This window comes from Streptomyces sp. (assembly GCF_036566765.1).
GTDB lineage: Bacteria > Actinomycetota > Actinomycetes > Streptomycetales > Streptomycetaceae > Streptomyces.
The window spans coordinates 15,804-29,070 of sequence record NZ_DATCVQ010000324.1; the positions used below are offsets into that span (position 1 = coordinate 15,804).

The 13,267-nt window shown below is 69.9% G+C and carries 9 protein-coding genes and 1 pseudogene; 2 read left to right on the top strand and 8 right to left on the bottom strand.

All coding sequences use genetic code 11. The annotated features are described in order from the left end of the window. From VIU94_RS19165 to VIU94_RS19190, 6 genes are all read right to left on the bottom strand, one after another. Positions 1-1,554, bottom strand: coding sequence for a Wzz/FepE/Etk N-terminal domain-containing protein (locus tag VIU94_RS19165; protein WP_331913047.1), 1,554 nt, complete (start codon positions 1,552-1,554; stop codon positions 1-3). Next, on the bottom strand, positions 1,551-2,948 hold the full coding sequence (locus VIU94_RS19170) for a Wzz/FepE/Etk N-terminal domain-containing protein (protein ID WP_331913048.1): 1,398 nt from the start codon (positions 2,946-2,948) through the stop codon (positions 1,551-1,553). Before VIU94_RS19170 ends, VIU94_RS19165 begins: the two co-directional genes overlap by 4 nt. Next, entirely contained in the window at positions 2,945-4,210 is a 1,266-nt protein-coding gene (locus VIU94_RS19175) for a glycosyltransferase family 4 protein (RefSeq protein WP_331913049.1), read from the bottom strand. Before VIU94_RS19175 ends, VIU94_RS19170 begins: the two co-directional genes overlap by 4 nt. Beyond that, entirely contained in the window at positions 4,200-5,516 is a 1,317-nt protein-coding gene (locus VIU94_RS19180; protein ID WP_331913050.1) for a nucleotide sugar dehydrogenase, read from the bottom strand. The genes VIU94_RS19175 and VIU94_RS19180 overlap by 11 nt, the downstream gene beginning before the upstream one ends. A gap of 73 nt (positions 5,517-5,589) precedes the next feature. Then, positions 5,590-7,068 carry a sugar transferase gene (locus VIU94_RS19185; protein WP_331913051.1) on the bottom strand — a complete coding sequence of 493 codons (1,479 nt, stop codon included), beginning with the start codon at positions 7,066-7,068 and terminating at the stop codon, positions 5,590-5,592. A gap of 1,000 nt (positions 7,069-8,068) precedes the next feature. Next, positions 8,069-9,577, bottom strand: a complete 1,509-nt coding sequence (locus tag VIU94_RS19190; protein WP_331913052.1) for a DUF4246 domain-containing protein — start codon at positions 9,575-9,577, stop codon at positions 8,069-8,071. Positions 9,578-10,570: 993 nt separating this feature from the next. On the opposite strand from VIU94_RS19190, the gene VIU94_RS19195 reads away from it, so the two are divergent. Then, on the top strand, positions 10,571-12,193 hold the full coding sequence (locus tag VIU94_RS19195) for a phospholipase D family protein (protein WP_331913053.1): 1,623 nt from the start codon (positions 10,571-10,573) through the stop codon (positions 12,191-12,193). A gap of 147 nt (positions 12,194-12,340) precedes the next feature. Then, a complete protein-coding gene (locus VIU94_RS19200) occupies positions 12,341-12,526 on the top strand; it encodes a CsbD family protein (protein ID WP_331913054.1) in 186 nt (61 codons plus the stop codon). 271 nt (positions 12,527-12,797) lie between these two features. On the opposite strand, the gene VIU94_RS19205 is transcribed toward VIU94_RS19200, so the two are convergent. Beyond that, entirely contained in the window at positions 12,798-12,953 is a 156-nt protein-coding gene (locus tag VIU94_RS19205; protein WP_331913055.1) for a DUF6131 family protein, read from the bottom strand. Positions 12,954-13,151: 198 nt separating this feature from the next. Next, positions 13,152-13,267, bottom strand: a pseudogene (locus VIU94_RS19210) (FKBP-type peptidyl-prolyl cis-trans isomerase); the annotation flags it as partial.

Genomic DNA, 13,267 nt, shown 5'->3' on the forward strand with positions numbered 1-13,267 from the left:
CTACCGCACCTCCTGGTCGTTGTCCGGGACCCGTGCGGCCCACTTCGGTACCCGCTCCGTACGCCGCCGGCTTTCCCCCACTGCCTGAACGGCGTGGGAGGTACCCCCACCGTCCTGCCGGGCCGGCTGCTCGTTCTGGCCGCGCAGCGCGGTCTGCAGCCCGTCCCACAGCGTGCCGTCGGTCCGGTCACGCGGATCGGGGTCGATCAGCACCACACCGATCACCGCAATGCGCTGGTCCGCGAGTTGCCGCGCCACGGTGTGGAGCCATGCGGCGCTGCCGTGCCCGGCGCGCACGACCAGCACCGTCCGAGTGCCGAGGTACTGGAGGTCGGTCCACGCCGCGCCGGGCGCCACCGAGCCGACCCCGACCCGGCGCTCCTGAGGCGAGAGGGCCGCGGCACGCTCGCCGCTGACCACGGTCGGGTCTCCCGGCTTCGGGCGGCGGTCGGCGAGGTGCGGGCCGGGCAGACCGTCGACGACGACCACCGGCCCGTCCGCCGCCAGCGCCCTGGCGAGGTCCAGGGCGATCGCACTCGTGCTGCGCGCACAGCCCAGCTCCAGCAGCGACAGCGGTTCCGCGGAGCCCCGCACGGTGCGCGCCAGGGACGTGGTGAGCCTCGTCCGTGCCGCCCGGATCCGTCGGCGCCGCCACGACGTGGCCGAACGGCGGGGCAGCTCCGCGATGACCGAGGCGCCGAGGTTCGCCGCGATCTCCCGGCGCAGCACGGGGCGGTCCGCCACCACCGCGGAGACCGCGGTCACCGCGAGTCCGAGGGCGAGTCCGAGGGCGAGCCCGATCGCGGCGTCGGTGGCGGCTGTCTTGGGCAGGGAGTGCCGCACCGGGCGTGGGGCGTCCACGATCTGGGTGCCGGCGATGAGATGGGGCGTGCCGATGCGCGCCTCCGTGGCGCGCTGATCGAAATCGGCGATCCGCGAGGTGAGCTCGGCCCGGCGGGCGAAGAGCGACTCCATGTCCGCCGACTTCTTCGGCCCGCTCGCCGGCGATCCGTCTCCGATCGCCTTGTTGACCTGGGCGAGTTCCGCCCGCAGTCGGTCACGCTGGTCGAGCAGGGCCTTGGCCTCGGAGTTCGCGGCTTCCCGTATCCGCCTCACATGGTCCGCGATGAACGCGTCGGCCAGCGCCTGGGCGCGGGCCACCGCTTCCGCCTCGCTGTCACCGGTCACATTGATCTGCAGCACGTTGTTGGTCAGGCCGACGCCCTCGTAGTCCTTCATGAAGTCCTCTGGTTCTTCAGTGGACTTGAGGGTCTGCAGGGCCTTGCCGCCGATCCGGGTGGTCTGCAGCAGCGCGACATCGGTGCGGATCAGCGTTCCGGGGTCGTTCGGCTGGTCCTCCTGATGCGCGACCAGCAGCTTGGTCACGGCGGTCGGGGGCGGCGGCAGCAGGACCGCCAGCGCCACGCCGGCGAGCAGCCCCAGGAGCGCCAGGGAGCCCCACAGACGGCGCCGCCTGCGCACCGCCACGACCAGCACGTGCAGGTCGAGCAGCGGAGCGGCGGCCGACGACTGTGACGTCGTACTCGTCGTCACGCTGAACCTCCCGCCGTGTCCGCGCCGCCCGCGAGCGCCGGTGCGGCGGCATCCCGATGACGGCCGGCAGAACGCGACGGACGGGCCCAGACCGTGTCGGCGAGGACGATGCCGACGACCTCGTGCCGGGCGTCGGCACACGCCTCGGCGATGCCGGCGAGCTCCCCTGCGGTCCAACTGCCCGCGCTGAGCACGACCAGGGCGCCGGACTCGTCGTCGCGATCCGGCACCATCGGCCGGGACACCGAGACCCCCACCACCTGCAGCACCGGGTATCCCCTGCTCGAAGAGCTCGGGGAGAGTTCGCTCTCGGCCTCGGCGACGAGCTGCCCGGCGGCCCGGCGGGCGATCTCGTCGCCGTCCGGGACGACGACCAGCACCCGCCGGGGTGCCGGCAGCCGGTCCAGGAGGCGGGCACACACCCGCCGGTAGCGGATCTGCCTGCCGGCCTCGTCGCCCGAGGTCCGCGGGGTCGGGATGTCCCACCGCATGTCGACGCCGAGCAGACGGCGGATCAGGGCCCGCGAGCCACGGCCTTCCGCCCGGCGCCCAGGCCTTTCACCGGGTACGTCGACGGTGCCGAGGAGCGCCGAGCCCAGCGCCGCGGCGATCTCCGGCTCGGTGCGCAGCCGGCGACTCATCCGCGCGGCGGCGAGATGACCGATGACCGTGAGCAGGAAGAACAGCAGCGCTCCGCCGCCGATGAGCTGCGCCCTCGTCGGCGGCGCCTCGCCGGTCGGCCGGGCCGCCGGCCCCATGACGACCATGTTGGCCTTGACGGCAGCCGGGTCCGCCTGGTCCAGCTTGTCCACGGCCTCCTGCAGCGCGCTGCGCAGCTTCGCGAGCTCGGTGCGGGTCTGCACGCTCTCCACGGACTGCCCCGAACCGGCCGCATCGGCCAGCTCGGCGATGCGGCGGCTGGTCTGCACGACCATCTGCCGCAACGCCTCGGGCGTCGCCGCCCCTTCGGGGGCGGCATTGTCGCCCTCGATCCGCTCGACGAATGCGACGAACTGCCGGGCCACCTGGTCCGAGAGCTGCTGGGCGCGCCCCGGGGTCTCGGCCGTGCCCGAAATCTTGATGATGTTCCCTTCGGTGGCCTTGGCGGTCACCCGATCCCGCAGCTCGCTGCCGTCGACCCCGGTCCAGCCGAGCGCAGCCGCCGCGCGGTCGACCACCACCGAACTGGTCGCGATCTCCGACTGCGTCAGCAGCTCGCGCTCCCCCCACGCCCCCGGCAGCAGGACCGATGCCGAGGTCGTGTAGCGCGGCGGAATCAGCAGCGAGGCGCCGAAGCCGACGAGCGCACCCACCACGGTGAGGATGGTGAGAAGCCGCCGGCGCCGACGGAGAATCCGCCCGATCGTGACCAGGCGTATCGAGTCATCGCTCAACGACGCGGCCTTCTCCCTGACCTGGCCGGCGCGACCCCCGACACGGGAGTGCGGTCGCTGCAGGCGGCGGCGTAGGCGGCCAGCAGCGACTGCTGCGAGTGCCGCCAGGAAAGCTGCCCGCTGATCCGCTCCTGGCCGATCTTGCCCATCCGGGCCCGCTCCTCCGGATCGTCGAGGAGCAGCGCGATGAGCCCGGCGAACTCGGCCTCGTCGTCGGCGGGCGCGTAGACGGCGGCGTCACCGGCGGAGACGCGCGCCTCCCGGAGGTCGAACGAGACGATCGGCCGGCCCATGACCATGTACTCCAGGACCTTGTTCATGGTCGACACGTCGTTGAGCGGATTGCGCGGGTCGGGGGAGAGGCACACGTCCGCGGTGGACAGGTAGCGCACCAGCTCGGCGTCCGGAATGCGCCCGGTGAACTGCACCTGCTCCGAGAGCCCGAGCCGCCGGGACAGCTCGACCATCGCGTCGAAGGCGTCGCCGGAGCCGACGAACACCGCGTGCCAGTCGGTCCGCCCGAGCTCGTCGCGCAGCTTCGCGAGGGCACGCAAGGCGTAGTCGACGCCGTCCTGCGGGCCCATGACGCCGAGGTAGCACAGCAGATGAGGCTTGCCGCGCTTCAGGTCCGGCTCGGCCGGCACCGGGTGGAAGCGATCGATGTCGGGCGCGCTGCGTACCACGAAGACGTCCTCCGGCCGCATACCCCCACGGCGCAGCGCGACGTCCCGGTAGCTCTCGTTGGTGGCGAGCACGACGTCCGCGGCCCGGTAGGTCATCCGTTCCAGCGCGCACACGGCGCGGTAGAGCAGGTCCTGGCCGCGGTCGAACCGGGAGAGGTACAGCTCGGGCACCAGGTCGTGCTGGTCGAAGACGAACCGCGCCCCGCGTCGCTTCAGCCAAAGCGCCGGCAGGAACAGCAGGTCCGGCGGATTGCAGGCGTGGACCACGTCGACCGGGCCGACCTTGCGGGCCAGCCGGAACGTATGCCACAACGCCGCTCCGTACTCCTGCACGAAGCCGGCCGGCCCTCCGGTGGCCGCGCGCAACGGGTAGCGGTGGATCCGCACCCCGTCGATCTCCGCCTCCGGTTCGGTGTCCCGCTTCTCCCCACGGGGACAGATGACGTGCACCTCCCAGCCGGCGTCGCGCAGCGTCGTGCACTCCTGCCACACCCGCCGGTCGAACGGCACCGACAGGTTCTCCACCAGGATCAGCGCGCGCCGGCCAAGACCGTCGCCGCTCTTCGCGTCACCAAGCAAGGCCCATGTACCCCGGTTCGGCCCGGCGCGCGTCGGCGTCGGGAAGGCGGATGAGGTCGACGATCACCGGGCTGCCGCCATGGGGCAGCGCCGCGAGCACGGCCGGATCCCTGGTCCCGACCAGGCACACCTCGGCATGCTCGAGCACCTCGTCGACGGACTCCGCGAGCAGCTGCGCGAGGTGCGGCAGCCGGGTCTCGATGTACTCGCGGTTCGCGCCGAGCAGCCGGGAGAGGTTCACGTTGGGGTCGTAGATCCGCAGGTCGTACCCCTTGCCGAAGAGCCTCTCCGCCAGCTCGACGAGCGGGCTCTCACGGAGGTCGTCGGTGCCGGGTTTGAAGGACAGCCCGAACAGGCCCACCCGACGCTTGCCGGTGCGCTCGACCAACTCCACCGCGCGCCGCAGATGTTCGGAGTTGGAGGGCAGCACGTGGGCGAGGATGGGGACCGCGACGTCGGCCCGATGCGCCGCGTGGACCAGGCTGCGCAGGTCCTTGGGCAGACAGGAGCCGCCGAAGGCGAAGCCGGGCCGCAGGTAGGCGGGGCTGATGTTCAGCTTGCGGTCGGCCAGGAACACATCGATCACCTGGTGGGAGTCCACCCCGAGCGCCTGGCACACCGCGCCCAGCTCGTTCGCGAAGCCGATCTTGAGGCCGTGGAACGCGTTGTCCGCGTACTTGATCGCCTCGGCCGTCGGGATCGGCACCCGGAACACCTCGCCGGGCAGTCCGTCGTACAGCGCCGCCACGACGTCGCCGCTCGCCGGGTCGAGCTCGCCGATGACGGTCTTGGGCGGGTCGAAGAAGTCCTGGACGCTCGTGCCCTCGCGCAGGAACTCCGGGTTGACCGCGACTCCGACGTCCACCCCGGCCGTGCCGCCCACGTACTTCTCCAGGATCGGCAGCAACAGGTTCAGGCACGTGCCCGGGAGCATGGTGCTGCGGAACACGACGGTGTGCCCCCCGCCCCGCTCGGCCAGCGCGGCGCCGATCTGCTCGGTGACCCGCTCCAAGTACGTGGTGCACAGGCTGCCGTTGGGCTCCGACGGCGTGCCCACGCAGATCAGCGACACCTCGCTGTCCATGATCGCCTCGCGGACGTCGCCGGTGGCGCGTAACGCTCCGGTCCGCACGACCTCGGCGATGAGCTCGCCGATCCGCTCCTCGACCACCGGGGCCTTGCCGTCGTTGACCAGGTCGACCTTCACCTGGTTCACGTCCACCCCGATGACCTCGTGACCCATGCTGGCCAGGCACGCGGCCGACACGCAGCCCACGTAGCCGAGCCCGAAAACGCTGACTCTCATGTCCCGTTCCTCCCCCCTGGCAGGCCCTTCCGGCCTGCGGTCCCCATGCCGGCCGGACGACGATCCCCACGCATCAGTAGGCCCCCTGGCCGTGGAGCACCGCACGCAGCGTCTTCCACAAGATCAGCGTGTCCAGGGCGAGCGACCAGTCCTCCACGTACCGCAGGTCCAGCCGGACCGCCTCCTCCCACGACAGGTCGCTGCGTCCGCTGATCTGCCACAGGCCGGTGAGCCCGGGCTTGACCAGCAGCCGCCGCCGGATGTCCGGGCCGTACGCAGCGCACTCCTCCGGCAACGGAGGCCGCGGACCCACGAGCGACATCGATCCGCTGAGCACGTTGAAAAGCTGCGGGAGCTCGTCGATCGAGTACCGGCGCAGTACTGCTCCCACCCGGGTCACCCGCGGATCCCGGCGGAGCTTGAACAGCGGGCCGGCGCCCTCGTTGCGGTCGGCCAGCTCGGCACGCGCCGCGTCAGCCCCGGCGACCATGGTGCGGAACTTGAGAATGGTGAACTCGCGGCCGTCCTTGCCGACCCTGCGCTGGCGGTAGAACACCCCACCCCGACTGTCCAGCAGCACGAGCAGCCCGACGAACGCCATCAGCGGCGCGAACAGAATCAGCAGGATCGCCGCGCCCGTCCGGTCGACGACCTCTTTGACCGCCCGGCGGCCCCCGGTGAAGGTCGGCATGCTGACCCGCAGCAGTGGGATCCCGAGCACCGCGTCGACGTGCAGCCGCGGGCCGGCCACCTCCATCAGCACGGGGGCCACGATCATCTCGGCGTCGCTGCCTTCGAGGTTCCAGGCCAGCCGCTTCAGCCGGTCCGGTGACCAGTGCGGGTCCGGTGTGACCGCGACGACACGGTAACCGTCGCGGTGGACGTGGCCCGCGACCTCCGCCAGTCGGCCGACGACCGGCACTCCGTCCAGTCGGTCACCGTCGAGCCCCAGACCGTCCGTCGTGCACACCGCGTCCACCCGCCAGCCGAGGTGCGGGAACTTGCGGGTTCGGGTGATCAGGTCGCGCACGGTGGCCGGGCTCCCGGCGGCGAGCACCGGTCGCAGGCACCGTCCTTCCTGCCGCTGTCTGTGCAGCCGGAGGCGCAGCAGATACCGCGCGGTCATGGTGACGAGCGCGATCGCGGGGATCGCGACGAAGATCCAGAGCTTGATGTTGCGCGAGGTGAGGGCGATCCCGCCGAGCGCCAGCACGACGGTCGCCGTCAACAGCGAGCGTCCGAGCCGGCGGAATTCCTCGGCGCCCTGGCCGAGCACGGCCGGCGCCCACGATCGGCTCACCGCAAGCGCCCCCAGCACCAGCAGCTCGGTGCCGAACGCGAGAATTCCCCACTTCTCGTGCCAGTTGGCCGCGTCCCGGGCCCCGAAGAAATTGCCGATCGCCGCCACCACGAAGGCGGTGGCCACGGTGTCGCTGGTGATCACGGTACGGCGGTACCGCTGCTCCCAGTCGCTCGCGGGCCGCCTGATCGCTCCGTTCGCCAGACCCCCGTCTGCTGACGGAAACGGGCTGACTAATCCCCCTTGCCGCACAGAACCCCCCAGGTCCCCAGTGGTACGACGTGTTCGCCCAACACGGTTCCTCCCCCTCCGGGAGGCCCCCGCCTCCCGCACTGTTCCTCCCCCGGGAGGCCCCCGCCTCCCGCGCCGCACCGTTCCCAGCTCCGGGAAGGCCCCCGCCCCCGGCGAATGGCACACCGGCCCTTGCAGCGCTACTTGCACACCCACGCAAGCGGCAGCAGACTCCCAAGAATCGTTCCCCCACGTCGGGCGTCGGGGACGCGACTGCTGGCTGTCCGTAGTGCGCAGATCACTGTTTGTCGCATGCGAAGCACGGTCAATGTAGACCACGGGGCCCGGATAGTGAGGGGAATGTGTGCAACATGTGCGCAAACTTTGAAGCCGGATCCGCCGAACGGTGACTGCCGGCGGGTGTCTTGAAGGCGAAGACGTGCCATGTGACCTGTGATGACGGGTGCGTTGCTCGGAGCGACCACAGGGCGCCTGCCCCGGGCGGAAGCCGGGGAAGGCAGGGGTGACGGTGGTGGGGGTGACGTCTCCACCCGCAACGACTCAGCCCTCAACACCTCGGGCATGCAAGGGAAATGCTCGCACCACAGCCTTCCGGGACAGGCTTGGGGCAGCACTCCCCTCCGGTGAAGTCCACTCACGGCCGGCGGCCGTTGCACCCGTGGTCACGATCGATCCATCAGCACCCCGGCGGAGGTCAGCGGCGGAGCACGATCAGCGGCGACCGGTGATCACGATCGGACCTCCGTCGCACGGACGGCGGCCTACCAGGTGAGCCTGCTCCGGTGGGCGACCACGCTGCCGGCCCCTGCCGAGCGAATCCTGGAGGCCGGCAGCGCGGGTGAGCGTGATCCTTCCGTTGGAGATCAGGCATGAGGCGGATTGCCGACGCACGAGGGAGGAGACGCACGACAGGCATGGGGACGGGGTCACCAGTTGGCCCGAACGGCCGGCGTCGCCGTCCAAACCCTCCGGGTCTGCACGTATTCAGGCTGGAAGAGGTTCAGTGCTCGCAGAGGGAGAATTCTCGTTCGTAGAGCTGCTCGTTGTGTTCGTCGACGAAGAACTTGCGTTCCTGCATGAGCTGTTCGCGGAAGTGCTTGGCCTGTTCGAGCGTCATGGTCGAGGTGTCGGACCATGGTTGCTGCGGTGGCACATCGGATGTCGAGACGATCCTTTCCGACGGGTCGACCAGGAAGAACGCGAGAATTTTGCGATATCCAGGGCGGGTGGCGTCCGTGAGTCGGAATGAGCCGACGCGGTGTTGCAGGATGTTCGGGAACGCCAGGCAGCGGCCCGCCGGCGTCGATGTCGATCCCAGCATCTGGTTCAGTGCGTCTTCGTCCTCCAGGCCGTAGACCTCACGCAGACCGTCGTCGTCGTTCTGTTCGTAGCGCGGGTCGTCGAGCGCCGCCCGGAAACTCAGCGTGCTTTCGGTGATGTTCTCGCTGTCCCAGTAGTAGATGCCGGTCGACACGATCCGCTCGTTCATCATCCCCTCGACGTGCCAGGAACCGCCGGGGTAATCGGGCTTGTCCGGGGTGAGATGAATGGTGGCGAGTTTGACGATGACCTGGAGACGGCGGCCGCGCAGGTCGACTCGGGCGGATTCGTCAGGCACCTCGGGCGGGGTGAAGGCGGGGGCGTCCGGGATGACCGGGCGGCGGTTCTCCCACCAGTCCTCCTGGGCCTCTGTCCATGCTTCGATGGCGTCCGCGTGGGCCCCGGCATCACTGTAGGAAGACCTGTCGGGATACTCCGGTTCCGAGTCGTACCACCCATAGGGATCGGCCTCGATCCGCAGGGGCCGCGGATGGCGCAGATCGGTGAGCACGTTCTCCAGCAGCGGGCGCATGCGCGCGAACAAGTCCGGTAGGACGGATGCCAGTTCGTGATGAGTCTCGGGGTGGACGTTGTTGACGTACGAGCGGAAGGCGACATCGCCGTCGTCACTGACGTCGACGTCCGTGGGCAGCCACTGGAATTTCTCCGAGAATTCGTACTTCGAATAGCGGTCCGTCGGGTTCGTCCAAGCCTGGTCGGGTGCGCCGCTCACCTCTCTCACCAGGCAGAACAGTGAGGGATGAACCAGATCCAGTACCTGCCCGTCGGATCCGGGATGCCAGTCCTGCTCTGCTTCGGGAACCTGTTCCAGAACCCGAACCGCCTCACGCAGCCGGAACCTGAGCTTTTCGTCGACCAGTGTGTCCGACTGCCACACCCCGTCGACGGCGGACACCTCGACGCCGGTTCGTCCGTCCCGCAGCGCGGCGTAATGCGCGAGTTCGGCAAGCACGTAACGAACCTGCGCTTCGGTGAGGCCCTGGGCGACCGCTTCCTTGGTCCACCTGGCGACGACGTCGGCATCGTTCATCTTGTCGAACCACCCCGGCTTCGCCCGAATGTGCGCGCTGCACTGCATCATCTGAAGTTCCCGCAGCGTTCGGGGTGTTGCGAACGAAATGGAACGGGAAGCGTGAAAAGGCAGCGGGAAAGCAGACAGGCCAGTCAATTCTCTTGGTCCTCCCAGTCGGTGTGCGGTGGCGGGAAGGATACTTGAGCGGACTGACACCGCAGTCGTGGCCCCTGTCACCGCTGGTCCGGGAGCCAGGGCTTCGACGTAGTCGCGTGATGTCCGGTCCGCGCTCATCCGAAGCCGAGGAGCGCGAGGGGGTCGTGCGGTGGCCCCCGGAATTCCAGTCGTCCCGCAGTAGAGAGCCGTCTGAACGAGCGTCTTGTCCTGGCAAGGGCCGATGAGCGGTGCACGGGCTGGTCACGGAGTCCCACGACCGGCCGCGTGGGAAGTCCGTGGGCGCGAGGGCCGGGAGGTGAAGCCTTCGGCGGGGATCATCGACGCGCAGTCGGCGCCGGCCGCCGCCTCGGTGCCGGTTTCCTCAAGCGGGTACGACGAGATCGTTGCTGCTGCGCCCCCCCGCGTACCGGCGTCGAGCCGCCACCCGAACGCCGGCGCCGCCGCCTCACGGGCCGGCAACAGACTTCGGGCTAGGGGGCGAAGGCGGCCGGTGTCTGCTGGCGCGAAGGGTGGACCGGAGACTGCTCTGGCCCGTGTATGGCGCGGATCTTCTCCACGAGGCACGGGATCTGTGCAGGTCAGGTGCTGTTCTCTGTTTCTTTGAAGAAGCCGATCTTCTTAGGTTCGCATGAGGGGTTCGACTCGGACGCCCGTGATCTCAGCGGCTACCGTGCTGCGCCGACGTGGGAGATGGCGACCTCCGTAGGCGAGCGGACGCTGAGAACCCGCAGGCCGTCGGCGACGATGGCCGCGATCCAGGCTGCGGAGTCGGTCGTTCACTGCAGTCCCGGTCCGCCGCACGTGTGATCCGCTCCGGTCTGCTACCGCGCGCACACTGCCCGGCAGCATGAGCCGCGGCCGCCCTGGAGTGGGAGGCTGAAGGGTGAGGGTGCCGACGAGACTCGGGAGAGCCGAACGGGATGCGGCATCCCGTCTGCCGCAGCAGGTGGCAGGAGCTCCTTGGAGGCCGACGTGACGCGCGCAGAGTGGCTTCTGGTCCCCGGTGAACGCGGCAACACGGCGACGGGCCTGGACAGGCGCCGCCCGGACGTGAAGGCATGGTCCGACGGGAATCAGGCACACGCCCTGGTTCACGGCGCCGCGTACTTCAGTGAACTCCTGGCGGCGATCCGCGAGATGCGCTCGGGCGACCTGCTTCTGTTCACCGACTGGCGGGGCGATCCCGAGGAGCGGCTCGCCGGGCAGGGCACCGAGATCGGCACGGTCCTGTGCCGGGCGGCGAGGCGTCACGTCGTCGTCAAGGGGCTGCTCTGGCGTTCCCACCTGGACAGTCTCCGGTTCAGCCAGGAGGAGAACCGCCGCTTCGGCAAGGAGATCGAGGAGGCGGGCGGTGAGTGCCTGCTCGACATGCGGGTGCGGCCCGGAGGCTCGCACCACCAGAAGATGGTGGTGCTGCGTCACCCCGGCCGCCCGCAGTTGGACGTGGCGTACGTCGGAGGAATCGATCTCTGCCGCAACCGCAACGACGATGCCACCCACCGCGGCGACCGCCAGTCTCTGCCCATGGCCTCCGCCTACGGTCCGCACCCACCGTGGCACGACGTCCAGCTCGCCCTGCGCGGCCCGATCGTCGGGGATGTCGAAGCCGTGTTCCGCGAACGATGGCAGGACCCCGCCCCGCTCAGCCGCAGTCCGGTCACCCGCCTACGCGCGCTGATGCACCGGGAGGACGTCGACGCGGACAGCCTGCCGCCGCAGGTCACCGATCCGGTTCCGCGCGGCACGCACACCGTGCAGCTGCTGCGCACGTATCCGAACCGACTGCTGCTGGGGTACCCCTTCGCCCCCGACGGGGAGCGGAGCATCGCACGGGGGTACCTCAAGGCGCTGCGCCGGGCCCGGGCGCTGATCTACGTCGAGGACCAGTACCTGTGGTCGCCGAGGGTCGTGGCCTGCTTCGCCCGGGCACTGGCCAGGTACCCCGGACTGTTGATGATCGGAGTCATCCCCACGGTCCCGGAGCAGGACGGCCGGCTCACCCGGCCCATGAACCTGGTCGGGCGGGTCACCGCCCTGGAAGAGCTGCGTCGCGCGGGCGGCGACCGGGTCGCGGTGTACGGACTGGAGAACCATGCCGGGACCCCCGTGTACGTGCACGCCAAGGTGTGCGTGATCGATGACGTGTGGGCCTCCGTGGGCTCCGACAACATCAACCTCCGCTCGTGGACCCACGACTCCGAACTCAGCTGCGCCGTGGTCGACGAGTGCACGGACTCACGGCAGCCACGCGACCCCGGAGGACTGGGAGACGGTGCGCGCGTCTTCGCCCGGGAGCTGCGCTTGGGGCTCATGCGCGAGCACCTCGACGTGCAGGGGGCCGAGGGGCAGCAGGCGGCGGACCCGGACGCGCTGTGTGACCCGGCGACCGCCTTCGGTGCCTTCGAGGAGGCTGCCGCCGCGCTCGACGCATGGCACGAAGGCGGCCGCCATGGTCCACGGCCGGCGGGCCGTCTGCGCCGGTACACAGCCCCGGACCTCTCCGGGGCGCAGAGGGCGCTGTCGACCCCCCTGCACCACGTCCTGGTCGATCCGGACGGCCGTCCGCTGGGGCTGCGGCGCCGCAACACGTTCTGAGCGCGTCGTTTCGTCGGCTCGGGGAGGAAGACGTCAGGCCGTCACGGCCCCATGGCCTCGTCACGACGTTCCGTCGACGGGCGGGATTCGCGGTGCGTGGCTAGCGTGACCGATGGAACCAATCCACAGGAAGGGAGCAGTCTCGTCATGGCTGGTAAGAGTACGGAGAAGTCGAAGGGCAAGCTGAAGGAAGCCGCCGGAAAGGCGACGGGCGACAAGCGCCTGGAGACGGAAGGCAAGACGGACCAGATGAAGGGCAAGGCCCGGGAGGCGGGCGAGGCGGTCCGTGACCGCGCCAAGGGCGTCCGCGACTCCCTGGACACCGAGAAGTAGACCCGGCGAGCAGTCCAGGCGTCTGCAGCCCCCGCCTACCTCTGAGGAGGAGGGGGCTGCGTCCGTGGGTGGAGGACGCCTCGTCGATTTCCCTGCGAACGGTGCCACAGCTCAGATCCCTCACCGGTCCCCATCGGTGCCCGGCTCGCAATCGGCGGATCACGCTGCGCAGCCAAAGGAACGGAGACCGACGCCCGACAGGCCGCAAGAGCTCATCTTGCCGGAGCATGGCCAGGATGAGTCATCACCCTCGTACCTCGTTGCAGGCTGTCTACCAGTAGTGCCGGCGTCCGCCGACCTCGTGACCTACCGCGCCGAGGACCCAGAGGATGGCGCCGATGACCACGAGGATGATCCCGATGGTCCAGAGAGCGCCGATGCTGGCCACGAAGCCGATCACGAGCAAGATGATGCCGAGGACGATCATGGTGTCCTCCGATTCCGCTGAAGACTCCCTCTCAGCGTAGGCGTCACTTCCGCTCGTGGCTTCCGGAACCGGGGCTTCGGCCGGGGACGGTCCGTCACCGTGATCTCAGGCCGGGTGCCCTGGTGAGAGGTCTGCGAAGGGCACGGCGGCACCGACATCTGGGAGACGACGCGCGTCGCAGGGGAGGAGCGGCCAGGGTCACTGGGCGTTGCTCCACCCGGCTGTGCTGGAGTACGAGTCAAGCAGGTCCACCACGAAGACCAGGGTCGAGCCCGCCGGGATCAACGGCGAGGGCGACTGCTTGCCGTACCCGA